The 25010-nt window shown below is 33.9% G+C and carries 28 protein-coding genes and 1 tRNA gene; 27 read left to right on the forward strand and 2 right to left on the reverse strand.

Annotated elements, in window-relative coordinates; genetic code table 11:
- The first annotated feature begins 116 nt into the window (after window positions 1-116).
- The 14 genes from ACMGE6_RS09300 (at window position 117) to ACMGE6_RS09365 (ending at window position 10206) form a co-directional block, all read left to right on the forward strand.
- Complete coding sequence (locus ACMGE6_RS09300) at window positions 117-641, forward strand: YqeG family HAD IIIA-type phosphatase (protein WP_414046227.1); 525 nt, start codon at window positions 117-119, stop codon at window positions 639-641.
- A gap of 123 nt (window positions 642-764) precedes the next feature.
- Window positions 765-1064, forward strand: coding sequence for a hypothetical protein (locus ACMGE6_RS09305; RefSeq protein ID WP_414053561.1), 300 nt, complete (start codon window positions 765-767; stop codon window positions 1062-1064).
- A complete protein-coding gene (locus ACMGE6_RS09310) occupies window positions 1036-1890 on the forward strand; it encodes a prohibitin family protein (protein WP_414046229.1) in 855 nt (284 codons plus the stop codon). Before ACMGE6_RS09305 ends, ACMGE6_RS09310 begins: the two co-directional genes overlap by 29 nt.
- A gap of 118 nt (window positions 1891-2008) precedes the next feature.
- Window positions 2009-2079: transfer RNA gene (locus ACMGE6_RS09315), tRNA-Gly, on the forward strand.
- 112 nt (window positions 2080-2191) lie between these two features.
- The gene (gene yqeH, locus ACMGE6_RS09320) at window positions 2192-3289 is read left to right on the forward strand and encodes a ribosome biogenesis GTPase YqeH (RefSeq protein ID WP_414046230.1); all 1098 of its coding nucleotides are present in this window, start codon (window positions 2192-2194) and stop codon (window positions 3287-3289) included.
- Window positions 3290-3302: 13 nt separating this feature from the next.
- Complete coding sequence (gene aroE / locus ACMGE6_RS09325; protein WP_414053562.1) at window positions 3303-4100, forward strand: shikimate dehydrogenase; 798 nt, start codon at window positions 3303-3305, stop codon at window positions 4098-4100.
- A complete protein-coding gene (gene yhbY, locus ACMGE6_RS09330; RefSeq protein WP_414046232.1) occupies window positions 4100-4393 on the forward strand; it encodes a ribosome assembly RNA-binding protein YhbY in 294 nt (97 codons plus the stop codon). Before aroE ends, yhbY begins: the two co-directional genes overlap by 1 nt.
- Window positions 4390-4965, forward strand: coding sequence for a nicotinate (nicotinamide) nucleotide adenylyltransferase (gene nadD / locus ACMGE6_RS09335; protein WP_414053563.1), 576 nt, complete (start codon window positions 4390-4392; stop codon window positions 4963-4965). The genes yhbY and nadD overlap by 4 nt, the downstream gene beginning before the upstream one ends.
- The gene (yqeK, locus tag ACMGE6_RS09340) at window positions 4946-5509 is read left to right on the forward strand and encodes a bis(5'-nucleosyl)-tetraphosphatase (symmetrical) YqeK (RefSeq protein WP_414053564.1); all 564 of its coding nucleotides are present in this window, start codon (window positions 4946-4948) and stop codon (window positions 5507-5509) included. Before nadD ends, yqeK begins: the two co-directional genes overlap by 20 nt.
- 18 nt (window positions 5510-5527) lie before the next feature.
- Complete coding sequence (gene rsfS, locus ACMGE6_RS09345) at window positions 5528-5881, forward strand: ribosome silencing factor (protein ID WP_414046235.1); 354 nt, start codon at window positions 5528-5530, stop codon at window positions 5879-5881.
- Entirely contained in the window at window positions 5882-6604 is a 723-nt protein-coding gene (locus ACMGE6_RS09350) for a class I SAM-dependent DNA methyltransferase (protein ID WP_414053565.1), read from the forward strand.
- A gap of 79 nt (window positions 6605-6683) precedes the next feature.
- Window positions 6684-7364, forward strand: coding sequence for a helix-hairpin-helix domain-containing protein (locus tag ACMGE6_RS09355; protein ID WP_414053566.1), 681 nt, complete (start codon window positions 6684-6686; stop codon window positions 7362-7364).
- Window positions 7365-7435: 71 nt separating this feature from the next.
- Window positions 7436-7897 (forward strand): ComE operon protein 2, encoded by a 462-nt coding sequence (locus ACMGE6_RS09360; protein WP_414046238.1) that lies wholly within the window; start codon window positions 7436-7438, stop codon window positions 7895-7897.
- A gap of 14 nt (window positions 7898-7911) precedes the next feature.
- Entirely contained in the window at window positions 7912-10206 is a 2295-nt protein-coding gene (locus ACMGE6_RS09365; RefSeq protein ID WP_414053567.1) for a DNA internalization-related competence protein ComEC/Rec2, read from the forward strand.
- A 30-nt stretch (window positions 10207-10236) separates the two neighbouring features.
- Here ACMGE6_RS09365 and ACMGE6_RS09370 read toward each other — a convergent pair whose 3' ends face one another.
- Entirely contained in the window at window positions 10237-10371 is a 135-nt protein-coding gene (locus ACMGE6_RS09370; RefSeq protein ID WP_414046240.1) for a YqzM family protein, read from the reverse strand.
- A gap of 95 nt (window positions 10372-10466) precedes the next feature.
- On the opposite strand from ACMGE6_RS09370, the gene holA reads away from it, so the two are divergent.
- Window positions 10467-11438, forward strand: a complete 972-nt coding sequence (holA, locus tag ACMGE6_RS09375; protein ID WP_414054849.1) for a DNA polymerase III subunit delta — start codon at window positions 10467-10469, stop codon at window positions 11436-11438.
- A gap of 108 nt (window positions 11439-11546) precedes the next feature.
- Here holA and rpsT read toward each other — a convergent pair whose 3' ends face one another.
- Complete coding sequence (rpsT, locus tag ACMGE6_RS09380; protein WP_233680391.1) at window positions 11547-11795, reverse strand: 30S ribosomal protein S20; 249 nt, start codon at window positions 11793-11795, stop codon at window positions 11547-11549.
- 174 nt (window positions 11796-11969) lie between these two features.
- Here rpsT and lepA point away from each other — a divergent pair, with 174 nt between their 5' ends.
- The 12 genes from lepA to floA all read left to right on the forward strand — a co-directional run bounded on the left by lepA (window position 11970) and on the right by floA (window position 25009).
- A complete protein-coding gene (gene lepA, locus ACMGE6_RS09385; protein ID WP_414053568.1) occupies window positions 11970-13793 on the forward strand; it encodes a translation elongation factor 4 in 1824 nt (607 codons plus the stop codon).
- Window positions 13794-13843: 50 nt separating this feature from the next.
- Window positions 13844-14959 (forward strand): radical SAM family heme chaperone HemW, encoded by a 1116-nt coding sequence (gene hemW / locus ACMGE6_RS09390; protein ID WP_414053569.1) that lies wholly within the window; start codon window positions 13844-13846, stop codon window positions 14957-14959.
- 124 nt (window positions 14960-15083) lie between these two features.
- Window positions 15084-16031 (forward strand): heat-inducible transcriptional repressor HrcA, encoded by a 948-nt coding sequence (gene hrcA, locus ACMGE6_RS09395; protein WP_414053570.1) that lies wholly within the window; start codon window positions 15084-15086, stop codon window positions 16029-16031.
- A gap of 13 nt (window positions 16032-16044) precedes the next feature.
- Complete coding sequence (gene grpE / locus ACMGE6_RS09400) at window positions 16045-16623, forward strand: nucleotide exchange factor GrpE (RefSeq protein ID WP_414053571.1); 579 nt, start codon at window positions 16045-16047, stop codon at window positions 16621-16623.
- Window positions 16624-16701: 78 nt separating this feature from the next.
- Window positions 16702-18531, forward strand: a complete 1830-nt coding sequence (dnaK, locus tag ACMGE6_RS09405; RefSeq protein ID WP_414053572.1) for a molecular chaperone DnaK — start codon at window positions 16702-16704, stop codon at window positions 18529-18531.
- 82 nt (window positions 18532-18613) lie between these two features.
- Window positions 18614-19732, forward strand: coding sequence for a molecular chaperone DnaJ (gene dnaJ, locus ACMGE6_RS09410; protein WP_414053573.1), 1119 nt, complete (start codon window positions 18614-18616; stop codon window positions 19730-19732).
- A 2-nt stretch (window positions 19733-19734) separates the two neighbouring features.
- The gene (gene prmA / locus ACMGE6_RS09415) at window positions 19735-20670 is read left to right on the forward strand and encodes a 50S ribosomal protein L11 methyltransferase (RefSeq protein WP_414053574.1); all 936 of its coding nucleotides are present in this window, start codon (window positions 19735-19737) and stop codon (window positions 20668-20670) included.
- 1 nt (window position 20671) lies between these two features.
- A complete protein-coding gene (locus tag ACMGE6_RS09420; RefSeq protein ID WP_414053575.1) occupies window positions 20672-21409 on the forward strand; it encodes a 16S rRNA (uracil(1498)-N(3))-methyltransferase in 738 nt (245 codons plus the stop codon).
- A gap of 135 nt (window positions 21410-21544) precedes the next feature.
- Window positions 21545-22900 (forward strand): tRNA (N(6)-L-threonylcarbamoyladenosine(37)-C(2))-methylthiotransferase MtaB, encoded by a 1356-nt coding sequence (mtaB, locus tag ACMGE6_RS09425; protein ID WP_414053576.1) that lies wholly within the window; start codon window positions 21545-21547, stop codon window positions 22898-22900.
- A 118-nt stretch (window positions 22901-23018) separates the two neighbouring features.
- On the forward strand, window positions 23019-23195 hold the full coding sequence (gene rpsU, locus ACMGE6_RS09430; protein ID WP_041636032.1) for a 30S ribosomal protein S21: 177 nt from the start codon (window positions 23019-23021) through the stop codon (window positions 23193-23195).
- A gap of 173 nt (window positions 23196-23368) precedes the next feature.
- The gene (locus ACMGE6_RS09435; protein WP_414053577.1) at window positions 23369-23998 is read left to right on the forward strand and encodes an NfeD family protein; all 630 of its coding nucleotides are present in this window, start codon (window positions 23369-23371) and stop codon (window positions 23996-23998) included.
- 18 nt (window positions 23999-24016) lie between these two features.
- Window positions 24017-25009, forward strand: a complete 993-nt coding sequence (floA, locus tag ACMGE6_RS09440; RefSeq protein ID WP_414046251.1) for a flotillin-like protein FloA — start codon at window positions 24017-24019, stop codon at window positions 25007-25009.
- Window position 25010: the final 1 nt, after the last annotated feature.

The raw sequence follows: 25010 nt of genomic DNA on the forward strand, positions 1-25010 counted from the left end.
ATTACGCTCCAAATCAAGAAATAGAATAATGTATAAACCCCAATCCATATTGGATTGGGGTTATTCATTAAGGATTTTGGGTATAAAAAAATTAATACAATCATTAGAGGTGACTTATGGGATTATTTCAAAAATATTTGTTACCAAGTAAGTATGCCAAATCTATCTTTGAAATTACGCCTGAAGAATTATCCGGGCGTGGTGTAAAAGCCATCATTACGGATTTGGATAATACACTTGTAGGTTGGGACGTTGCGGTTGCAACGCCTGAAGTTATTAATTGGTTTAATAGTATGCGTGAACATAATATTAAGGTTACGATTGTTTCTAATAACAATCAGGCACGTGTCGCAACATTTGCTACACCACTTGAAGTTGATTATATCTTTAATGCCAGAAAACCAATGGGACAAGCATTTAAGAAAGCATGTGCAGCGATGAATGTTAAGCCGGATGAAACAGTGGTAATTGGTGATCAAATGATGACTGATGTGCTGGCAGCGAATTCAAATGGATTTTACTCAATCATGGTTGTTCCTGTTAAATCAAATGATGAGTGGAAAACGCGTGTCAACCGTATGATAGAACGAAAGTTTCTGGCATACTTTAAAAGCAAAGGTTTAATAAATTGGGAAAATTAACGGGTAGAGACAATTATTTGTCTCTTTTTTTTACCTTAAAATTACCTTAAAAGTGACAGGAAAATCCTATGAGAATATGAATTAATGTTAAAATTTATATAATGACTGAAGTGAGGTGATTGCATGCGAGTATTTATCATATGGCTACTAATGTTACTTATTGTATGTGTTATTCTTTATTTTGCACTAGGCAAATTATATGATTTTTTAAATGTGAAGGAAGAACGTGCAGCACTACAGAGAGTACGAAAGGAAGAAGAGTACAGATTAAATCTCAATCACGCAGCATTGAAGGAAAAGAAGATATTGCTTGAAAGAGAAATCTTAGCAAAATCTAATATGATTCATGATTTAGGAGAAATAAAACATTTAGAAAAGGAGCTGGATGAAGTCAATGAACTCATCAATTCAATCAGTAAATAATATGAATACGAAAAATAACAAGCGTAAGCAGGTGAATAAAAAATCATTGTTTTTAACGTCAATCATTGGATTAGTTTTATTTTTAGGGCTAATTTTAGCTTTTATGTCAATCGAAAAGGTTCCTCAAGGCTATCAGGCTGTCATTTATTCTGTGAGTGGTGTGAAAGAAGAAACAAAACCGGCTGGATGGCACCTAATTTTTCCTTTAGATAAAGCAGTACATTATCCAATACGTACGCAAACGAAAGAATATACGGATTTAAATGTTGCAACCAGTGATGGTAAAAACCTCAATATGGATATCAGTGTGAACTACCATGTTGATCCTACTAAAGTCGTTAAGATATTTAATAAATTCGGTAATGCTGATATTGAAGGGCTTGAAAATGGATTCTTAAGAACACGTGTTTTAGACGGGTTACGTCAATCTGTTGCAAAGTTTTCAGTAATAGAAACATTTGGTGTTAAGACAAGTGAAATCAAGAAAAATACGATTGAACAGCTTCAGAAAAATTTAACGGAACAAGGATTCATCGTTGAGGACATTGCTATTTCCAGCCCTAAAGCAGATAAGGCTACTCAAGCAGCTATTGACGAGCGAGTAAAAGCTAATCAGGAATTAGAACGTGCAAAAACAGATCGTGCGATAGCTGAACAAAATGCCAAGAAAAAACAAATTGAAGCTGAGGGTCAAGCAAAGGCAAACGCTATTCTTGAAAAATCTTTAACAGATAAAATTATACGTAAACAAATGATCGATAAATGGGATGGATCACAACCGATAACAATTGGTGGAGAAGGTGTGATTGTAGATTTGAATAAATAACAGGACGTTCAGGTTTATCCTGAACGTTTTATTTTTTAGTAACCCAACAAAAAATTTTACTTAATTGCTTTACAAAATGAAAATAATTCGTTATTATATTTATACAAATTTAATATATGCGGGTGTAGTTTAGTGGTAAAACCTCAGCCTTCCAAGCTGATGTTGTCGGTTCGATTCCGATCACCCGCTTTGTTAGGGTCGTGCCATAAGCACAGCCCTTTTATTTTTGTCTAACGATACTTAAGGTGCGTTATGTGATAAAATAGACGTATTGATTAAAGATATTTGGGAGGAACAATATTTGACTAATGAAATGAAGTGTATCGGTTGTGGCGCAGTCTTACAATCGACTGATCAATCCAAACCAGGATTCGTTCCGAAATCAAGTTTAAATAAAGAAGATGTCATCTGCAAACGTTGTTTCAGATTAAAGCACTATAATGAAATTCAAGACGTGCATTTGACTGACGATGACTTTTTGACAATGCTTAATGCTTTAAGTGATAAAGAAGGTATTATAGTGAACGTGATTGATGTTTTTGACTTTCAAGGATCATGGATTAACGGACTTAAACGTATTGTAGGCAATAAAAAGGTTATTATAGCTGCAAATAAAATGGACTTATTGCCGAAACTTATCAATAAGAGACGTGTAAAACTTTGGATTGAAAAACAGGCGAAAGAACTCGGTATGAAACCTGATGACGTTGTATTAATTTCTGCACAGAAAAATCATGGTATTGATGAATTGCTTGAGGCAATCGAAAGACAGCGTGACGGTAAAGATGTTTACGTCGTGGGTACTACAAATGTCGGAAAATCTACGTTAATCAATAAACTAATTGAAACAAGTGTTGGTGAAAAGAATGTCATTACAACATCGCATTTTCCTGGCACTACTTTAGATTTAATTGATATACCTTTAGACCAGCATTCATTTATGTATGATACACCGGGGATTATTCAATCTCATCAAATGACACATTATGTGGATGATAAAGAACTTAAAATCATTATGCCTAAAGATGAAATTAAACCTAGAAACTTTCAGCTTAATGAAGGTCAAACATTATTTTTAGGTGGGTTAGTACGTATAGATTACATGACTGGCGGTCGACGCAGTTTAAATTGTTTCGTTTCTAATCTTTTAAACATACATCGCACAAAACAAACGAATGCAGAGGATTTATGGCATCGCCAAATCGGAGAGTTACTGACGCCACCAGGCACTAAAGATTTTGATTTTAATAACCTTAAGAAAACAACTTTATCAATTAAAGAAGAAAAACAAGATATTATTATTTCTGGTCTTGGATTTGTTACAGTTGAACAAGGCGCTGTGATAGACGTATATGCACCGAAGCAGGTTGATGTCTATTTAAGACCAAGTATATTGTAAAGAGGGTGTCTCGATGAATTTTGCAGTTATAGGACACCCTATTCGTCATTCATTGTCACCGGTAATGCATCATGCCAATTTTCAAGCACTTAATCGTGAAGATACTTATTGTGCATTAAATATTGATCCAAAACACTTTCATCACATTAAAGACATAATAACTGAAAAAAGATTAGATGGCTTTAATGTAACGATACCTTATAAAATTGATATTATGAAATATTGTGATGAAATAGATGAGGCTGCGCAAATGATTGGTGCAGTTAATACCGTGCACATTAAGAATCGTAAATGGTACGGTTATAATACAGACGGTTTAGGTTATTTAATGAGTATTGAATCGTTGTTAGATAATGATATGCATATATTGATTTTAGGTGCAGGGGGCGCTAGTCGAGCAATTAGTTATACTTTGATGCATTCTCATCATGTTACAGTAGCTAATCGTTCATTAGATCGAATAAAAGACTGGCCATTTAAAGTACAGTCAATGACCTATAATGAACTTAGTGATTTAAGTCAATTTGATTTAGTTATTAATACGACACCCGTTGGAATGACAGGTTTTGCAGATCAAACCATGATTCAATGTGATAAATTAAAGAAAAGCTGTATTGTCAGTGATATTATCTATACCCCTAAAAAAACGGCACTACTAAAACAAGCTGAACGAAATAAATTAAAAATAATAAATGGACTAGGTATGTTTGTGATGCAGGGCGCTAAAAGTTTTGAAATATGGACTGGCGTTCGTGCCAATAAAGAAGCTATGACTCGCGCTGTACAAACAGCCTTGAAAGGAAGAAAATAATGTTAACTGGTAAACAAAAAAGATTTTTAAGAGCTAAAGCACATCATCTGGATCCAATCTTTCAAATTGGAAAAGGTGGAGTCAATGATAACTTAATTGAACAACTGAATGACGTATTAGAAAAACGCGAATTAATTAAAGTAAGTGTGTTGCAAAATAATGACGATGACAAACAGGAGCTTGCTGAAACGATAGCCCGTCGTGTATATGGTGAACTAGTTCAGGTGATTGGTTCTACAATAATACTTTATAAACCTTCAGTAAATCATAAGAAGATAGAACTTCCACGATGAAAATAATAGTGTACGGTGGCTCTTTTGATCCGATTCACATTGGCCATTTAACTGTAGCTAATGAAGTTTATCATTATGAGCAACCAGATTTATTCCTGTTTATACCGACAGGTCATAGTCCGCTTAAATCAAGTGGAGCAGTTGTTAGTGATGATGCACGTGTGAAAATGTTGAATATGGCAATAGAATATCTCGGTTTTGGCCAAATTGATTCTTTTGAATTAGAGCGGTCAGGCAAAAGTTATACTTATCATACGATTTGTAATTTAAAAGAAAAATATCCAGGAGCTCTGATAAAAGTCATCATAGGTACAGATCAATACCGCTCTATTAATCAGTGGTATGAGATAGAGCAGTTAACCAAGATGGTACAATTTATTGTTGTTAACCGAGAAGTTGAACAGCAAACTTTACCAGCTCCCTTTCAAGCATTTACGATTCCTAGAATAGATATTAGTTCTACTATGATTCGAAAGAGGTGTGCTGAGCAACAATCAATTCGATGTTTTGTTATTTCACCAATAGAATGTTTTATTAGAAAGGAACATCTTTATGAAGCAAAAGAAAGCTAAGAAACTTGTTGAAGAGAAACTACCTAAAAAAAGATATGAGCATTCATTGCGTGTAGCTGAAACCGCAATTAAAATGGCTCAAATTTTTGAAGGTGATGAAGAACGTGTTGAAATGGCGGGGATTTTGCATGACTACGCTAAATATGAAGATTTGAGTGTATTATATCAAGCTGTAACCGAGTATAAGCTAGAAACTGATTTATTGTCATATAATTCTGAAATTCTACATGGACCTGTTGCAGCAGCCTACATGAAGGACAAACACAATATCGATGAAGAAATATACAACGCAATCTATTACCATACAACTGGTCGTGCGGGCATGGGTTTAAATGAAAAAATCATTTTTATCAGTGACTATATTGAGCCAGGCCGAACGCAACCTGGTGTTGAAGACATAAGAGATATTGTATTTAAGGAGAAGGACCTGGACAAAGCAATATATGAAATTTCAAAACGTACGGCAATATACTTAATTAGTAATGACAAACCGATTTATCCAAAAACGATTGAATGTCTGAACTATTATAATTTACAAAAGTAAACGAAAAGGAATGATTGAATGGAAGCAAAAGCATTACTAGAACTTGCATTTAACGCATGTGATAATAAAAGAGCAGAAGATATTATAGGAATAAATGTTGCGAATGTAACTGGAATTACGGATTATTTTGTAATCTGTGAAGGTAATAGTGACCGTCAAGTTCAGGCAATCGCTCGTGAAGTAAAAGACGAAGCACAAAAGAATGGCATTGAGGTGCACCGTTTAGAAGGATTTAATGAAGCACGCTGGATTTTAGTAGACTTAGGGGATGTCGTTGTCCACGTATTTCACCATGAAGAAAGAGATTACTATAATCTCGAAAAACTGTATAGAGACCAGGAAATCATTGAATACACGCCGGAGCAAGTATAAATGTCGTACAATCAATTTGCATCAATCTATGATGCATTTATGTATGATCAACCTTATGATAAATGGTTTGAAATTGTTCATCCATATTTAAAGGACAATTTACTGGATTTAGCGACAGGTACAGGTTCTTTCATATCATTGATTCCAAAAAGCATATCAGTCACTGGTGTTGATTTAAGTGAGGAAATGCTGTCAATTGCTGCGATGAAGCGTCCGGATGTTACACTCATTGCACAGGATATGAGAGAACTAGCGCTCAATCAAACGTTTCAGACCATCACATGTTTATGCGACAGCTTGAATTATCTGGAAACAAAAGTAGATGTGATGTCGACTTTTGAATGTGTGAATCGCCATTTAGGACAGGATGGTGTATTTATTTTTGATGTTCATAGTACATTAAAATTTGACGCATATTTTAATAATCAGACATATAGTGATGAATTGCCAGGTATGGTTTATATTTGGCATGCAATTGAAGCTGAAAAGCCTTACGCTGTTCATCATGATTTAACATTTTTTATCGAAGAAAATAATGCATATCATCGTTTTGATGAACAACATTATCAAAGAACCTTTGAAATAGAAGACTATCATGAAATGCTCAGCCAAACAGGATTTAAAATTGAAAAAATATTTGTCGATTTTGATCCGACACATACGATTGATGAACAGACTAGTCACTATTTTGACAGGGTGTTTTTTGTAGCAAAAAAGATATAATCAATAAAATAAAATTTAAATTATGACAAATAAAATATTTTTAACACTTCTACAGATAAATATGTGGAGGTGTTTTTTTATGGATTTTCAAAATCTTAAAGACTGGATTATCAATAATAAAACGATTGCAGTAATGTTTACGCTCACTCTATGTCTATTGGGTATTATCTTTGCTCAAAATCGGGAACAACCTGAACAAAAGACTGGTTTGACAATAGGACAGCCAAGTAATATGCAGCAAAAAGAGGCTCAAGATAATACAGTAAATTATAATAAGGGAATTACCACCACTAATGAAAAGAAAGTTTCTGAAATTACTGTAGATATAAAAGGGGCTGTTAAATTCAGAGGTGTATATCCCTCTAAATCAAATATGTTGGTAAATGACGTTGTACAGCTTGCACAACCATTAAAAAATGCTGATCTTGATGCTGTAAATTTAGCAGCACCATTACAGGACGCTATGGTAATATATGTTCCTTATAAGGGTGAAGTAAAAGAAGACAAATTCTCAATGTATAGTAGTCATAAGACTTCAACTCAAGGAAATTTAAAAAATGGCAATCAAAAAATAATCAACATTAATAAAGATGAGCAAAGTGCATTAGAAGAAATTCCTGGCATAGGACCAAAAAAAGCGCAGGAAATTATTCAGTATAGAGATAGTAATGGCGGCTTTAAGTCAATTGAGGAAATTAAAGAAATTAAAGGTATAGGTGAAAAAACATTTGAGGGTCTTAAAGACTATATTGAAATATAACCAGTAAATTACCATCTTGAATAAAATGTGAATAAATATTACAATGAGTTCAAAACGACGTAGGTGATGAGATGGAAAGAATTCAGTGGAATGAATATTTTATGGCACAGTCACAGTTACTGGCTTTACGTTCAACATGTACAAGACTTAGTGTCGGTGCAACAATTGTTAAAGATAATCGAATTATAGCGGGTGGTTATAATGGGTCAGTATCAGGTGAGGTCCATTGTATAGACGAAGGTTGCTACATTGAAGATGGTCATTGTATACGTACGATACATGCTGAAATGAATGCTTTATTACAATGCTCAAAAATGGGTGTATCAACAGAAGGTGCAGATATTTATGTGACACACTTCCCGTGCATTCATTGTACTAAATCCATTATTCAGGCAGGTATCAAAAAAATATATTATGCAAGTGACTATAAAAATCATCCATATGCGATTGAATTATTAAATAAAGCAAATGTTACATTTGAAAAAATAGAATTCAATCCACAACATGTCGCTGCTTATTTTGAACAAATGTAAGGACTGGAGGTCACGTGGGATTCGTTGTCGTCATACTGATAATTTCAGCTCTTTTATGGTTACACAGTAAAATAATTGCGATTATCCTGTTACTTTTTGCATCGTTATACATCATTAAAAAACAGATGGTCAACTGGATTGCTGTGTTCATTGCTGCATTCTTTATTCCATTATATTTTTATAGTCATAATGACTTTAAGCGTATTGAATTACCATTTGACTATGAGTCTAAAGAACATGCTGATATAGACTTTCGTTTAACTGATGAACTGAAAGTGGATGGCAACCTTTTGACAGGTAGCATGAAAATTCAAAACAAAGCCTATCAATTTTTCTATAAAATACAAAATGAATCTGAAAAAAATTATTTAATGCAAAGGAAGCTATTCTTCAAAAGATGTCATGCACTTGTTGAATTCCAACACATTATTCCCAATACTAATTATTCAGGTTTTAATTATGATACATTTCTATTTCACAATCATAAAGTAGGTAGCTTAAAACTTACTAAAATTAATTGGCAAGCGTGTCATCCTAGTAAACTATCATTAACAGAACATATAAAACTTTACCGAAAAAATATCGCACTTGAAATGCATCATTCGCAGGTTAAGCATTCAGCCTATCTTATAGCACTTACATTAGGTGACACAACGTATTTGAGTAAAGATGATATGGATGAACTTAAGACTTTAGGAATCTACCATCTTTACGCAATTAGTGGTAGTCATGTCGCTGTGATATCGGTATTTTTATATTTCTTCCTACGCCGCGCTCAATTACCACTTGCCATGTGCCAGTTAATGCTTGTTATACTGCTGCCTATCTATATGGTATTTACAGGTGGACAGCCATCTGTTTTTCGCTCAACAATTTTTATACTGCTTATCATTTTTAACCCTGATAAACGACTACAGATCAGTGATTTACTATCTTTAACTTTCATTATCAATCTTTTATACGATCCATTTTCAATCTTTGATATTGGTTTTCAGTTATCTTATGTGATTTGCTTTAGCTTTATTTTAATTTTGCCCCTTTATAAAGATACATCTCAATTTTTTCAATTTCTTCTTATTAATTTAGTCTCACAGTTCGTTACATTACCAATACTTCTTTACCACTTTAACAATAATTATTTTATTGGCCTATTTACAAATATATTATACATCCCATTATTTTCAGTAGTGATATTTCCATGCTGTACATTTGTACTTATATTATTCATGACACGGTTAACGTCGCCATTTTTATTAAATATAGTTGACTGTGCATTTATATTAAATGATTATTTAACTAAATTATTTTTAAATTTTTCACATCTTGAACTAGTTGTAAAACATCAATCGATTGTTTTCTATGTCATCTTAATGGTAGCTATTTTGAAGTTGTTTTCGGTAAAGATTTCACACAAAGTTACTGCACTGGTATTAATAACGATATTATTTTTGGTTTCTATAAGTAATCGTCATGATAGAATACATTTTTTAGATGTTGGACAAGGGGATGCTATTGTGATGGAACTGGAGAATAAGGTAATAATGATAGACACAGGCGGACAAATTGATTTTGGAGAAGTTTGGGAAAAGAGAGAGAATGCACAGAATATAAGTGAGAAAACGACTATCCCTTTTTTAAAATATAATGGTATTTCAAAAATTGATGCACTTATCCTAACGCATCCAGATATGGATCATTTCGGTGAAACTGAACATTTGATTGAAGCAGGAGTCATTAAAAGCATTATCTTAAATCCAAATGCTTTTGGCAGTGAAAAATATAAAAAAGTGATTGAATTAGCTGAAAAGAAAAAAGTAGAGCTTTATGATGTGAATGATTTATTATTTGAAACGAATCACAATGACAACATAGGGGCATTACTGGTAGGAAAGAATTATCAGTTGAAACTTTATAATTCGGGTGAAACGGGCGAGGAAAATAATGATAGTATTGTAGCTTTATTAAAATATGCAAAACCTGGTAGAAACATTTTATTTTTGGGCGATTTAGGGAAAGTATTCGAAGCAGAAATTTTATCTCAAATCACTGATAGAATAAACATCGTAAAGATTGGTCATCACGGGAGTAATACAAGCACGAGTGAAGCTTTAATCAAAAGATATCCGGAGTACGGTATAATATCGGCAGGGAGAAAAAATCGTTATAATCATCCTCATGATGAAACGATTCAGTTATTAAGACAACATCATATCAAAATATTCAATACGCAAACAGATGGAAGAATTTCAATCGATTTATCCACCGGGGAAATTGAAACTCAGTATCAAAATATATTTAAAAGACAATAAAAAAAGAAGCGAATGCTCGCTTCTTAAAAATTATTTAGCGACTAAGTCGAAGATTTGAGCAATAATGTAAATTGTTGCAAATCCACCAAAGCCTAATAAAAATGCGAAACCTGAGTCTTGAACATCATTATTTTTAGATTGTGTGTTTTTTTCAAAATGATTCATTTTTAAAAACCCCCTACTTTTCTATCTATTTAAGTATATGATAATGCGCTAAAAAAAGCTATAATGAAATTAAGATTTTTAAGTTAGGAGTGCTCATTTTGAGTCACATTTATTTAGTTTACGGCTCGACAAAGCCACTTGTAGAAGAAAAGGTTGAAAAAATTATAGAACAGTATATTAGTGTGCCTGATGAATTTAATTTTAGCCGCTATGATATGCAGGAAACCCCGTTTGAAATGATTGCAGAAGATGCGATGACATTGCCTTTTCTAAGTGATCAGAAAGTCATTATCATAAACAACAGTTTTATTTTTACTGGTGAGAAAGTAAAGACAGCACACGAAATTAATCTGGATAAAGTTGTGAATTTTCTTGAAAATTTTGAAGGTCCGAATGTAGTTATTTTTAAAGTGTTACAGGATAAATTAGATGAACGAAAAAAAATTGTTAAACGTATCAAAAAATTGCATACCATTGAAAAGATTGAACCATTAGATGAATCAGGTATAAAAACGTTGATTAAGCAAAATCTCAATCAACATTTTAAGGATATTAAAGCAGATGCACTTGATGAAATGATTCAGCTTACTGGTTTAAATTATAGTAATATTACTAAAGAAATGGACAAATTAATTCTTTATACAGGAGATACACCAGTCATTACTAAGCAGGATGTTTCTGAAGTGGTAAGCCGTAGTCTGGAGCAAAATGTATTTTTATTAACGGATTATATTACACAGGGAAATAAAAAAAGAGCGATTCATTTGATGAAAGATTTAATTAATATGAAAGAGGAACCAATTAAATTACTTGCATTAATAAGTAGTCAATACCGTTTATTTTATCAAGTTAAAATTTTATCACAAAAGGGATTCAGTGAAGCTCAGATTGCTAAGCAGGTAAAAGTACATCCTTACAGAGTTAAATTGTCTTTAAGAAAAGTAAAACAGCTAGAGATTAATAAATTGTTAGATATAATGAAGGAATGTGCGGATACCGATTATGCTTTGAAATCAAGTTATCTTGATAAAGTTTTGATTTTAGAACTATTTATTCTAAAGATATAGGAAATAAAATATGAAAAAAACCGAACTGGCATTATAGAGTAATCTATAATGCCGATTCGGTTTTAAAATGTGTAAAGTCTCAAGACCTTATGCACAGTTTGGTATTAATTATTTGTTACGCATAACTTGTGATTTTAAACGGTCAGCTTTATTAGAGTGGATTAAGTTGCTTTTTGCAGCTTTATCAATCTTTTTAACAGCTACTTGTACTAATTCTGATTTATTGTCAGCGTTGTTTTCAATTGCCGCTTTAGCATTTTTCACAGCAGTACGCATATCATTCTTTTGAGAAATGTTAGCTTGTTGTGCTTTATTGTTAGTTGTAACACGTTTGATTGCAGATTTAATGTTTGGCATAATGTCACCTCCTAGAAATGTCTTGCACTTAAAATAGATATTTTGATTGCAACAAGAAATATTTTATCAAAAACACACGCTATATGCAATCTATATTTTAAAACTAATTGAACTACTGTATAAGAGTTGTTATAATCAAATATACGTACAATTTAAGAAAGTTGGGCAAAAAACATGAATAATGAACAGCGTTTATCCCGTCAGGAAAAAATAAGAAACTTCTCAATTATTGCGCATATCGATCATGGTAAATCGACATTAGCTGATAGAATATTAGAAAATACTAAAACTGTAGCATCACGAGAAATGAAGTCTCAGTTGCTTGACTCTATGGATTTAGAAAGAGAACGTGGTATAACAATTAAATTGAATGCGGTTCAATTAAATTATACCGCTAAAGATGGCGAGACATATATTTTTCATCTGATCGACACCCCTGGACACGTCGACTTTACATATGAAGTATCACGAAGTCTTGCTGCTTGCGAAGGAGCCATTCTTGTTGTAGATGCTGCACAAGGGATTGAAGCACAGACATTAGCGAATGTTTATTTAGCTTTAGATAATGATTTAGAATTATTGCCAGTTATTAATAAAATTGACTTGCCTGCTGCAGAACCAGAGCGTGTGCGTCAGGAAATAGAGGATGTTATTGGTTTAGACGCGAGTGAAGCGGTTCTTGCATCTGCCAAAGCGAATATTGGTATCGAGGAAATTTTAGAACAAATCGTTGAAAAAGTACCCGCACCAATGGGTGATCCTGAAGCGCCTCTCAAAGCGCTTATCTTTGATAGTGCTTTCGATGCATATCGTGGCGTTATTTCATCAATTCGGATCATTGATGGCACAGTTAAAGCTGGTGATAAAATCAAAATGATGTCTACAGGCAAGACATTTGACGTAGTTGAAGTAGGCATTAACACACCTAAACAATTACCGGTTAATGAATTAACAGTAGGAGATGTAGGTTATATCGCTGCATCAATAAAAAATGTTGCGGACTCACGTGTTGGTGACACAATTACTTTAGCCGATCATCCTGCTGAAGAACCACTTCAAGGTTACAAAAAAATGAATCCAATGGTATTCTGTGGAATTTATCCAATTGATACAGGTAAATATAATGATTTACGTGAAGCGTTAGAGAAGCTTCAACTTAATGATGCATCATTAGAATTTGAAGCAGAAACTTCTCAAGCGCTAGGATTTGGATTCCGTGTTGGATTCCTTGGCTTGTTACATATGGAAATTATACAGGAGCGTATCGAACGTGAATTTGGTATTGAATTAATAGCAACAGCGCCATCTGTAATTTATAAATGTGAAATGACAGATAAGTCTGAAGTTATTGTAGACAATCCATCTAAGATGCCTGACCCACAAAAAATCGATAAAATCTATGAACCGTATGTTAAAGCAAGTATTATGGTTCCTAATGATTATGTAGGTTCAGTAATGGAATTATGTCAAAGAAAACGCGGTAATTTCAAGACGATGGATTATATGGATGATATTCGTGTGAATATTATTTACGAAATTCCATTATCAGAAGTAGTATTTGATTTCTTTGATCAGTTAAAATCAAACACAAAAGGCTATGCTTCATTTGATTATGAATTAATCGGTTATCAGGAAAGTCGTTTAGTGAAGATGGATATATTATTGAATGGTGAAAGTGTTGATGCATTAAGTTTTATTGTCCATAGAGATTTCGCATATGAACGCGGAAAAGTCATCGTTGAAAAATTAAAAACATTAATCCCTCGCCAACAGTTTGAAGTGCCTGTGCAAGCTGCTATCGGACAAAAGATTATTGCACGTACCAATATTAAATCTATTGGTAAAAACGTACTTGCAAAATGTTACGGTGGAGATATCTCACGAAAACGTAAACTTTTAGAAAAACAAAAAGCTGGTAAGGCGAAAATGAAAGCAGTCGGTTCGGTAGAAATACCTCAAGATGCTTTCTTAGCAGTACTAAAAATGGACGAAGAATAACAATAAACACGATTGTAAATTACAATCGTGTTTTGTTTTAAGGAGATAATATGAGAAGTATATATATACATATCCCATTTTGTAATCGTATATGTACGTATTGTGATTTCAATAAATTTTTAATCAAAAATCAGCCGGTAGATGAATATTTAGAAGCACTTTTAAAAGAGCTCAATCAAATTGAAGATAGAGAAATATATACTGTTTTTATTGGAGGAGGCACACCTACAGCGCTTACATCACACCAGTTAGAATATCTGCTAAAATTTGTGACACAACGCTTTAAAATAAATAGTGAATTTACGGTGGAAGCAAATCCTGATGAACTGACAGCAGAAAAAATTGCTGTTATGAAGAAGTATGGTGTAAATCGATTATCATTAGGTGTGCAGACATTTAGTAACAGGCTATTAAAGATGCTTGGTAGAACACATATAGAGAGTGATGTTTTACGTGCCGTGAACGAAGCAAACCGTTTAGGTATTGAATCTGTCAGTATTGATTTGATGTATCATTTACCTACTCAGACTATAGAAGAATGTTTGTACGATTTAGAACAGGCAGTTAAACTTAAGATTAACCACATTTCCAGTTATTCATTAATTTTAGAACCTAAGACGCAATTTTTTAATCAATATAAAAAAGGGTTACTGCAAATGCCGGATGAAACGTTAGCACAGGACATGTATGAATTGACGATGGAATATTTATCGCGCAATGGATTTAATCAATATGAAATTTCTAATTATGCAAAAGGTGATTTTGAATCAAAACATAATAAAGTTTACTGGAAGAACCAGGAATATTATGGTGCTGGAGCTGGCAGCCATGGTTATGTAGAGGGAAAGAGATATTTTAACGTTGTTCCTGTACCGCATTATATAAAAGCGATGCATAAAGGCAATGCTATTAAGGAAATAATTGAAGTAGATAAATACGCTTCGATGGAAGAACATATGTTTTTAGGTCTACGATTGAATGAAGGTGTGAACGTTCGCGATTTTGAAAAGCGCTATGATATATCATTTGAGGAAGTGTTTGGCACTGTCTGTCGAGAATTGCTAAAAAAAGATCAAATTATTATAGAAAATCATCATATAAAATTAACCGAAATAGGGCGTATGCGAGGAAACGATGTTTTTGAAAAGTTCTTATTAACTGTGTAATAACACGGTTTTTAGGAGCTTTTTTTGAATTTAAAAATTTTAAGTGTTATATGTTGACATACTTTGACCAATTTGATAAATTGTTATTAGCACTTGAGGTAAGAGAGTGCTAACGAGGTGAATTATGCTAACAGATAGACAATTACATTTATTGAACGTAATTGTTGAGGATTTTGTTGATAGTGGAACACCTATTGGTTCAAAGAAACTGATTGAACAACATAATTTAAATGTGAGTCCTGCAACTATCAGAGCAGAAATGAAAAGACTTGAAGAGCATGGATTAATCGAAAAGATGCATTCATCCAGTGGTCGTATTCCTTCTGAGGCAGGTTACAAATTTTATGTTGAAGCGTTGCAAAAAGAATTTCCTTACGAAGACAACTTCTTTAGTGATCATACAAACTATGTTGATTTTAAGATGCTCGCTAAAGATATCGCGATGGATACACAATATTTATCAATTGCAACGACGACAGAAATCGACAAACGATCAATTTCACAAATTCATCTGACGTATTTAACACCAACTAACTTGGTATTAATTATTGTCTATGAAAATGGTAATGTTGAACATCAACAAATTTCATGGCAAGTACGTTTAACGAGACAAGAGATTGAACGCATGAATAATTACTTGAATCAGAATTTATTAGCAATTATTGAAGGTAATATTCATTTAGATGTAAGACATCATGGATTTAAACAATTACCACTAACGCATTTAAAGTCTGAAATCGTAAAAAAAGCACATACAACATCTCATTCGATTTATTTTGAAGGTAGAGAATATCTGTATGAACTTATAGATTCTGATAATTTAAATGCTGTTAAAGAGACTTTGAAGTTTATCGATTCAGAACATTTACCTCAAGTTTTAGAGGAGATGCATTCTGATAATATTCAAGTAACTTTAGGTCAGGAAATAGATAAAAACTTAGAAGGTATTTCAATTGTGACAACCCCTGTGCATTTGAACAATGCAAACGGAAAAATCGCAGTGATTGGTCCAACACAAATGAGTTACCGGAAAGTCTTTAATAAATTAGCAAGTATTAATCACTTGTTATAAGGAGGTAAATATCTTGTCAGAAAAACATGAAGAAACAAAGTTAGATGAAACAAATAATGAAGATACATCTGTTGAACAAGATGTTACTGAAGAGATTGCACCAGAAGCCCCAGTCGATTCAGATGAAACAGTTGATGAATCGGTGGATGAATTAACTGAATTGAAAAATGCGAAGGAAGCAGCAGAAGAGAAATATCTTCGATTATATGCAGAATTTGAAAACTATAAAAAGAGAACACGTGCAGAACTTGATACAGAAAGAGCTTATCGTGCTCAAAGTGTCTTAAGAGATATATTACCTGCAATTGATAATATTGAACGTGCTCTGGCTCAAAAAGGTGAAAGTGATGAATTTAAATCACTGCATAAAGGTGTGGAAATGGTTTATGAAAGCTTGTTGAATTCATTGAAGGAAAACGGGTTGGAAGTTATAGAAGCACAAGATAAACCATTTGATCCAAATCTTCATCAGGCTGTTATGCAGGAATCAGATGACACGAAAGAGTCAGGCATTGTTTTAGAAGAACTACAAAAAGGTTATAAATTGAAAGAACGTGTATTACGTGCTTCAATGGTAAAGGTAAATGAATAAACATTTTGATTTATTTGATTAAATTTTATCTTTAAGAAATCTATTATTAATTATTTAAACAAATGGAGGAATTATATAATGAGTAAAGTAATTGGTATTGACTTAGGAACAACAAATTCATGTGTAGCAGTATTAGAAGGTGGCGAACCAAAAGTAATCGCAAATCCAGAAGGTAACCGCACGACACCGTCTGTTGTGGCATTTAAAAATGGTGAAACACAAGTTGGTGAAGTAGCAAAACGCCAAGCGATTACAAATCCAAATACAATCATTTCAATTAAACGTCATATGGGTACAGACCATAAAGAAAATATTGATGGTAAACAATATTCACCTCAAGAAATTTCAGCGATGATTTTACAAAACTTAAAAGCAACAGCTGAAAGCTATTTAGGGGAAAAAGTTTCAAAAGCTGTTATTACAGTACCTGCATACTTTAACGATGCGGAACGTCAAGCAACTAAAGATGCTGGTAAAATTGCCGGTCTTGAAGTTGAACGTATTATTAACGAGCCAACAGCAGCAGCATTAGCTTACGGTTTAGATAAAACAGATAAAGAACAAAAAGTTTTAGTATTTGACTTAGGTGGCGGTACATTCGACGTATCTATTCTTGAATTAGGTGACGGTGTATTCGAAGTATTATCTACTGCCGGTGATAACCGTTTAGGTGGAGATGATTTCGACCAAGTAATCATTGACTACTTAGTAGAAGAATTCAAAAAAGAAAATGGTTTAGATTTATCAAACGATAAAATGGCAATGCAACGTTTAAAAGATGCAGCTGAAAAAGCGAAAAAAGATTTATCAGGTGTATCATCAACTCAAATTTCGTTACCATTCATTTCAGCGGGTGAAGCTGGACCATTACACTTAGAAGTAACATTATCTCGTGCGAAATTCGAAGATTTATCACGTAATCTAGTAGAACGTACAATGGGTCCAACACGTCAAGCAATGAAGGACGCAGGTCTTTCTAATTCAGATATCGATGAAGTATTATTAGTTGGTGGTTCTACTCGTATCCCAGCTGTACAAGAAGCGATCAAAAAAGAATTAGGGAAAGAACCAAATAAAGGTGTTAACCCTGATGAAGTAGTAGCGATGGGTGCTGCAATTCAAGGTGGGGTATTAACTGGTGATGTTCAAGATATCGTATTATTAGACGTTACACCATTATCATTAGGTATTGAGACAATGGGCGGAGTGTCTACAGTATTAATTGAACGTAACACTACAATCCCGACATCAAAATCACAAGTATTCTCAACAGCAGCTGATAACCAGCCAGCAGTAGATATTCACGTATTACAAGGTGAACGTCAAATGGCAGCAGACAATAAGACATTAGGTCGCTTCCAATTAACAGACATTCCACCAGCACCACGTGGTGTACCTCAAATCGAAGTTACATTTGATATCGACAAAAACGGTATCGTTAACGTAACAGCGAAAGATTTAGGTACTCAAAAAGAACAAAAAATTACAATTCAATCATCTTCTTCATTAAGTGATGAAGAAATTGAACGTATGGTGAAAGATGCTGAAGCAAATGCTGAAGCAGATAAAAAACGCCGTGAAGAAGTAGATTTACGTAACGAAGCAGATCAAATGATCTTTGCAACTGATAAAGCTATTAAAGATTTAGAAGATAAAGTTGAAGCATCAGAAAAAGAAAAAGCTGAAGCTGCAAAAGCGGATTTACAAAAAGCATTAGAAGGTAATGATATTGAAGAAATTAAAGCGAAAAAAGATGCTTTAAATGAAGTTGTTCAATCATTATCTATGAAACTTTATGAGCAAATGGCTCAAGCTCAACAAGGAGCTGAAGGACAGCCAGAAGCTTCTCAACAAGATGATGTTGTAGATGCTGACTTCACTGAAGTTAAAGATGACGATAAAAAATAATAAGTAATACTTAAAAGTCAAAGTCAATTTATTGGCTTTGACTTTTCTTAAATTTACTTTTAGAAATAAAGGAGAATGAATCGTGGCGAAAAGAGATTATTATGAGGTGTTAGGCCTTCAAAAAGGTGCATCTAAAGAAGAAATCAAACGTGCCTATAAAAAGTTATCAAAGAAATATCATCCAGATATCAATAAAGAACCAGACGCTGATGTAAAGTTTAAAGAAATTGCAGAAGCATACGAAGTATTAAGTGATGAACAAAAGAAAGCACAATACGATCAGTTTGGCCATGCAGGCATGGGCCAAGGCGCCGGTTTTGGTGGTGGTGACTTTGGAGGATTCGGAGGTTTCGAAGATATCTTCAGCTCATTTTTTGGTGGTGCAGCACGTCGCGATCCAAATGCACCTCGAAAAGGTGATGACCTTCAGTACCAAATGAATATTACATTTGAAGAAGCTGTATTTGGCGCTGAAAAAGAAATCTCGGTAAAAAAAGAAGTAGAATGTGATACATGTAATGGAACGGGTGCTAAACCAGGTACTAAAGTAAATACTTGTAGCACTTGTCACGGTCGAGGTAATGTACAGGTTGAACAAAACACACCTTTTGGACGCGTTAGAACCGAACGCCCTTGTCCTGATTGTGGCGGAACGGGTAAATCATTTGAAGAAAAATGTTCGGATTGTCATGGCACAGGACGTGTTATTAAGAATGTAAAAATTAAAGTTTCAGTGCCTGCAGGGGTAGATACAGGTCAGCAAATACGTTTAGCTGGTCAAGGTGAACCAGGCATAAATGGTGGACCGGCTGGTGATTTATATGTTGTGTTTAAAGTTTCCGAACATAAACACTTTGAACGTGCAGGTGAAGATATCTTCTATACATTGAATCTTTCAATAGCACAAGCTGCACTTGGAGATGAAGTTGAAGTGCCAACGTTAGAAGGTAAGGCTATGATTACTATTCCTTCTGGAACGCAAACTGGAAAACGTTTCAGATTAAAAGAAAAAGGTATACAAAATGTTCATGGTTACGGAAAAGGAGATTTATATGTTACAGTGAATGTAGTAACACCGGTTAAAATGACTAATCGACAAGCCGAATTGTTACGTGAATTTGCTGAGATAGATGGCACTGATATTAAAGAGCAGCCATCTAACTTTTTCGATAAGACAAAGCGCTTCTTTAAAGGAGAATAAACATGAATTATAAAGAAATTACATTAATGATTAACCATGAGCTTGAACCATTTATTGCTGATATTTTAAATGAAGTTGGTGCAAATGGTGTCGTTATTGAAGATAGCTTAGAACTAAAAAAAGGACGCATTGAAACATTTGGTGAAATCTATGAACTGGACCCTGCTGATTACCCTGAATCTGATGTACGCGTAAAGGTCTACTTCAGTGAATATGATTATAATGACCGTATTATTGATGACATTAAATCAAAAATTAATGATTTAAAAGATGTAAAAGTGACGAGATTAGAATTTTCAACGGGTGAAGTTCAGGAAGAAGATTGGGCGAATGAATGGAAAAATCATTTTCATGCATTTAAAGCTTCAGAACGATTTGTAGTTGTACCAAGTTGGGAAAGTTATAATCAAAAAAATAGTGATGAGTTTATCATTGAACTAGATCCTGGTATGGCATTTGGTACAGGGGATCATGCCACAACTTCAATGTGTCTGAAACTGATTGAGAAGTATGTGCAACCCAAACAATCTGTAATCGATGTTGGAACGGGTTCTGGAATATTAAGTATTGCAGCTCACAAATTAGGTGCTGGTCCAATAAAAGCACTTGATCTGGATAGTGTTGCTGTAAGAGTTGCAGTTGATAATTTTGAAAAAAATGGCTGTGCAGATGTAATACAAGCTGAACCTGGTAACTTACTTACCGGTGAGACTGAAAAAAGAGATGTAATATTTGCGAATATATTAGCGCATATTGTAGATCTTATGATTGATGATAGTTATAAACTTTTGAATGATAATGGTTTACTCATTACTTCAGGTATCATTTTAGAGAAGGAACAGATGATTGTAGAACATTTAGAGCGTGTGGGATATACTATCATGGAAATCACTCGTGACAATGGCTGGATTGCGATTGCTGCGAGAAAAGAGGCATAGGATGCAAAGATATTTCTTAAATCAGGAAGCTTCTTTAAATCAACAGTATAAAATTAATAATAAAGATGATATTCATCATATCAAAAATGTGATGCGTCAGAATCATGGTGATAAACTTATCGTTAATTTTTTGAATGAAAGTTTTATTTGTGAAATTAATGAGATTTGCGAAGAAATATTAATCACGACAATTGAACCTCTTGATATCTATACTGAATTACCAGTTCAAATTACAATAGCAAGTGGTCTGTTAAAGAATGATAAATATGAATGGATGATTCAAAAAGCCACGGAATTAGGTGCGCATAGTTTTATACCATTTATCTCTGATCATACAATATTAAAGTTAGATGATAAAAAGATAGGTAAAAAGCTAGAACGTTTTCAAAAAATTATAAAAGAAGCTGCAGAGCAAAGCTACCGTCAAATTATACCAACTATAAATGTGGTGAAAAGTAGCAATGACTTGTTAGCTTTATTTGAACAGTTCGATATAGTATTAATTGCATATGAAGAAAGTGCAAAGGCAAAAGAATCATCAGCATTACATCAAGCATTAAGAGAAATGGAAATGGGTAGTAAGGTCCTTGTCATATTTGGTCCTGAAGGTGGATTTAGTTCTGAAGAAATTCAATTGTTCAACGCACCTTGTATCGGACTAGGACCTCGAATATTACGTGCTGAAACAGCACCACTATATCTATTAAGTGCGATAAGTTATCATCTGGAGTTATCTTAATAATTTCTTTTTATATTACAGTGCAATGGTAAAAAACCGTTGCACTGTTTTAGCATTATAAGATTGAAATTATTAAAAAATAATGGTATTTTAATATAATGTGATTTAATGATCAAAATAAATTGAGGTGAAAAGATGTCAACTGTTGCCTTTCATACACTGGGATGTAAAGTTAACCATTATGAAACAGAAGCCATATGGCAATTATTTAAAGAAGCAGATTATGAACGTGTTGATTTTGAAAAAAATGCAGACGTTTATGTCATTAATACATGTACAGTGACTAATACCGGCGATAAGAAAAGTCGTCAGGTCATTCGTCGTGCGATTCGAAGAAATCCTGAAGCGGTTATATGTGTTACGGGTTGTTATGCACAAACCTCATCAGCAGAAATTATGGATATCGCAGGTGTTGATATTGTTGTAGGGACGCAAGACCGTAATAAAATGCTTCCTTATATTGAACAATTTAGAGCAGAACGTCAACCAATTAATGGTGTCACAAACATCATGAAAAATAGAACTTATGAAGAATTAGATGTCCCTTACTTTACGGATAGAACACGTGCATCGCTCAAGATTCAGGAAGGATGTAATAATTTCTGTACCTTCTGTATCATACCTTGGGCGCGTGGTTTAATGCGATCAAGAGATCCAAAAGAGGTTGTTCGTCAAGCAACGCAACTCGTACAATCTGGATATCAGGAGATTGTATTAACAGGTATTCATACCGGTGGATATGGTGAAGATTTAAAAGATTATAATTTAGCACAATTACTCCGTGATCTTGAATTAATTGATGGGCTTAAACGTATTAGAATATCTTCTATTGAAGCAAGTCAATTAACTGATGAAGTCATTGATGTGATTGATAAAAGTTCAAAAGTCGTACGTCATTTACACATTCCACTGCAATCAGGTAGTGATACAGTACTTAAACGTATGCGTCGTAAATATACGATGGCTCATTTTTCAGAACGTCTAAAAAAATTACATGCAATTATGCCTGGGTTAGCTGTAACCAGCGATGTTATAGTAGGTTTTCCTGGTGAAACTGAAGAAGAGTTTCAGGAAACGTATGATTTTATATTAGAACATCAATTTAGTGAGCTACATGTCTTCCCTTATTCGATGCGTACAGGGACACCAGCTGCCCGAATGACTGATCAAATTGATGAAAATGTAAAAAACGAACGTGTTCACCGCTTAATTGCATTGAGTGATCAATTAGCAAAAGAGTATGCTGCAAAATTTGAGGGTGAGGTATTAGAAGTTATTCCTGAAGAGAAAGCAAGTACAGGTGGAATGCTTGTGGGATATACAGATAACTACTTAAAAGTTCAATTTGAAGCAGATGAAAGTCTGATTGGTGAACTGGTTAAAGTTAAGATTACTCAAGCAGGTTACCCGGTAAATGAAGGACAATTTGTTAAAGTAATACCGAATATCTATAAAAAAAGTTCGGAAAACAATATAGTTACTGTAAATTAAAAAATGACTGTTGACCACAGTTTAATAATCCATTATAATATTTTAGTACATAGAAATATTTATTTAAATAAATCTATGTTTAATATGTTCCGTTGATATTTGGAGGGAGGGAAATTAAATGTCTAAAACTGTAGTTCGTAAAAACGAATCTATCGAAGATGCTTTACGTCGTTTCAAACGTACTGTTTCTAAAAATGGTACTATTCAAGAAGTACGTAAACGTGAATTCTACGAAAAACCAAGTGTTAAACGTAAAAAGAAATCAGAAGCAGCTCGTAAACGTAAATTTAAATAATAATTGCTCCCTCAAATATTATTTATAGAGTAACACACCACAATCTGTGGTGTGTTTTTTTCGTTTAATCGCTTTTAATGATAGCCTCTCAACCTTAAATTTACCTTAAATCTTATGATGTAATAAAGACTATTTTTTGCAATCGGTTATAATGAAATAAAGGAGGTGTTTGATTGGAAATTAATAGTTATGATAGCGTGATATTGTTACTTATGGTGATGATGATTTTCTTTGGTTTATGGCAATTATACTCTGAACGATTTAATTTTACAGGCATCCTATGTAGTATTGCGGCCATTTGTTTCCTGGCACTAAATCTCTATAATAACCAGATGGAAGCATTATCAATCATTTTATTTCTTGGTGGTGTGACACTTGTTGTTTTAGAATTATTCGTCGTTGGTGCGATTCTTGGCATTATAGGTACTGGATGTATCATCACAAGTTTTTTACTCATTGGTGATAATGTTACTAAAATGTGCTTCTTTATTGCTATTTGTTTCATTATTGCAATCATTGAATGGGTGATACTTGTTAAAGTAATGAAAAAGAATATTCCATTGTTTTCAAAGGTTGTCTTGCATGAGTCTACCAATAAAGAATCGGGTTATACCTCACATGATGATCGCAGCTATCTTTTAGATCAAACAGCTACAACATTAACTGAATTACGTCCGTCAGGTATTATCATCCATGATGGTAAACGGGTGGATGCGGTTAGTGAAGGTGCATTTATTAAGCGTGATAGAAATGTGCGAATTATAGAAGTTGAAGGTACCAGAGTTGTTGTAAGAGAAATTTAAATTTAAGGAGTGAAAGAAATGGCTGGATTAGTTACGATAGGAATTATCGCGTTTATTGTTCTGATTTTCCTGATGATTTTATTTTCATTTGTACCCGTTGGTTTGTGGATTTCAGCATTAGCAGCAGGTGTTAAAGTTGGTATTGGTACATTAGTAGGGATGCGTTTACGTCGAGTATCACCAAGACGTGTGATTGATCCATTAATCAAAGCGCATAAAGCCGGATTGCATTTAACAACAAATCAATTAGAGTCACATTACTTAGCTGGCGGTAATGTTGACCGCGTTGTTGATGCGATTATTGCAGCACAACGTGCAGATATTAATTTGCCGTTTGAACGTGGAGCGGCAATTGACCTTGCTGGTCGTGACGTCTTAGAAGCGGTTCAAATGTCAGTAAACCCTAAAGTTATTGAAACACCATTTATTGCGGGTGTTGCAATGAACGGTATTGAAGTGAAAGCGAAAGCAAGAATTACAGTTCGTGCAAATATTGAGCGATTAGTCGGTGGTGCGGGTGAAGAAACGATTGTTGCACGTGTTGGTGAAGGTATTGTTTCAACAATTGGTTCTAGTGCATCACACACTTCGGTATTAGAGAACCCAGATATGATTTCTCAAACAGTGCTTGGTAAAGGATTAGATAGCGGTACTGCATTTGAGATTCTATCGATAGATATTGCTGATGTAGATATCGGTAAAAATATCGGTGCAGATTTACAAACTGAACAAGCCTTAGCGGATAAAAATATTGCACAAGCGAAAGCAGAGGAGCGTCGCGCGATGGCCGTTGCACAAGAACAGGAAATGAAAGCGCGAGTACAAGAAATGAGAGCGAAGGTTGTCGAGGCAGAAGCGGAAGTTCCTCTTGCTATGGCACAAGCATTGAAATCAGGTAATATCGGAGTTATGGATTACTATAATTTAAAGAATATTGAATCAGATACTGGCATGAGAAATTCAATTAACAAAATGACGGATCCTAACAATAACGAAACGCCTAAAAAATAAA

Origin of the sequence: Macrococcus equi (assembly GCF_047426745.1) — a bacterium.
In the GTDB taxonomy this organism is placed as follows: domain Bacteria; phylum Bacillota; class Bacilli; order Staphylococcales; family Staphylococcaceae; genus Macrococcoides; species Macrococcoides equi.

What these genes read in the sequence shown, in the direction of transcription:
- ACMGE6_RS09300 (WP_414046227.1), top strand. Translation starts at nt 117, where the DNA reads ATGGGATTATTTCAAAAATATTTGTTACCAAGTAAGTATGCCAAATCT.
- ACMGE6_RS09305 (WP_414053561.1), top strand. Translation starts at nt 765, where the DNA reads ATGCGAGTATTTATCATATGGCTACTAATGTTACTTATTGTATGTGTT.
- ACMGE6_RS09310 (WP_414046229.1), top strand. Translation starts at nt 1,036, where the DNA reads ATGAACTCATCAATTCAATCAGTAAATAATATGAATACGAAAAATAAC.
- aroE (WP_414053562.1), top strand. Translation starts at nt 3,303, where the DNA reads ATGAATTTTGCAGTTATAGGACACCCTATTCGTCATTCATTGTCACCG.
- yhbY (WP_414046232.1), top strand. Translation starts at nt 4,100, where the DNA reads ATGTTAACTGGTAAACAAAAAAGATTTTTAAGAGCTAAAGCACATCAT.
- nadD (WP_414053563.1), top strand. Translation starts at nt 4,390, where the DNA reads ATGAAAATAATAGTGTACGGTGGCTCTTTTGATCCGATTCACATTGGC.
- yqeK (WP_414053564.1), top strand. Translation starts at nt 4,946, where the DNA reads ATGAAGCAAAAGAAAGCTAAGAAACTTGTTGAAGAGAAACTACCTAAA.
- rsfS (WP_414046235.1), top strand. Translation starts at nt 5,528, where the DNA reads ATGGAAGCAAAAGCATTACTAGAACTTGCATTTAACGCATGTGATAAT.
- ACMGE6_RS09350 (WP_414053565.1), top strand. Translation starts at nt 5,882, where the DNA reads ATGTCGTACAATCAATTTGCATCAATCTATGATGCATTTATGTATGAT.
- ACMGE6_RS09355 (WP_414053566.1), top strand. Translation starts at nt 6,684, where the DNA reads ATGGATTTTCAAAATCTTAAAGACTGGATTATCAATAATAAAACGATT.
- ACMGE6_RS09360 (WP_414046238.1), top strand. Translation starts at nt 7,436, where the DNA reads ATGGAAAGAATTCAGTGGAATGAATATTTTATGGCACAGTCACAGTTA.
- ACMGE6_RS09370 (WP_414046240.1), bottom strand. Translation starts at nt 10,371, where the DNA reads ATGAATCATTTTGAAAAAAACACACAATCTAAAAATAATGATGTTCAA.
- rpsT (WP_233680391.1), bottom strand. Translation starts at nt 11,795, where the DNA reads ATGCCAAACATTAAATCTGCAATCAAACGTGTTACAACTAACAATAAA.
- lepA (WP_414053568.1), top strand. Translation starts at nt 11,970, where the DNA reads ATGAATAATGAACAGCGTTTATCCCGTCAGGAAAAAATAAGAAACTTC.
- hemW (WP_414053569.1), top strand. Translation starts at nt 13,844, where the DNA reads ATGAGAAGTATATATATACATATCCCATTTTGTAATCGTATATGTACG.
- hrcA (WP_414053570.1), top strand. Translation starts at nt 15,084, where the DNA reads ATGCTAACAGATAGACAATTACATTTATTGAACGTAATTGTTGAGGAT.
- dnaK (WP_414053572.1), top strand. Translation starts at nt 16,702, where the DNA reads ATGAGTAAAGTAATTGGTATTGACTTAGGAACAACAAATTCATGTGTA.
- prmA (WP_414053574.1), top strand. Translation starts at nt 19,735, where the DNA reads ATGAATTATAAAGAAATTACATTAATGATTAACCATGAGCTTGAACCA.
- ACMGE6_RS09420 (WP_414053575.1), top strand. Translation starts at nt 20,672, where the DNA reads ATGCAAAGATATTTCTTAAATCAGGAAGCTTCTTTAAATCAACAGTAT.
- mtaB (WP_414053576.1), top strand. Translation starts at nt 21,545, where the DNA reads ATGTCAACTGTTGCCTTTCATACACTGGGATGTAAAGTTAACCATTAT.
- rpsU (WP_041636032.1), top strand. Translation starts at nt 23,019, where the DNA reads ATGTCTAAAACTGTAGTTCGTAAAAACGAATCTATCGAAGATGCTTTA.
- floA (WP_414046251.1), top strand. Translation starts at nt 24,017, where the DNA reads ATGGCTGGATTAGTTACGATAGGAATTATCGCGTTTATTGTTCTGATT.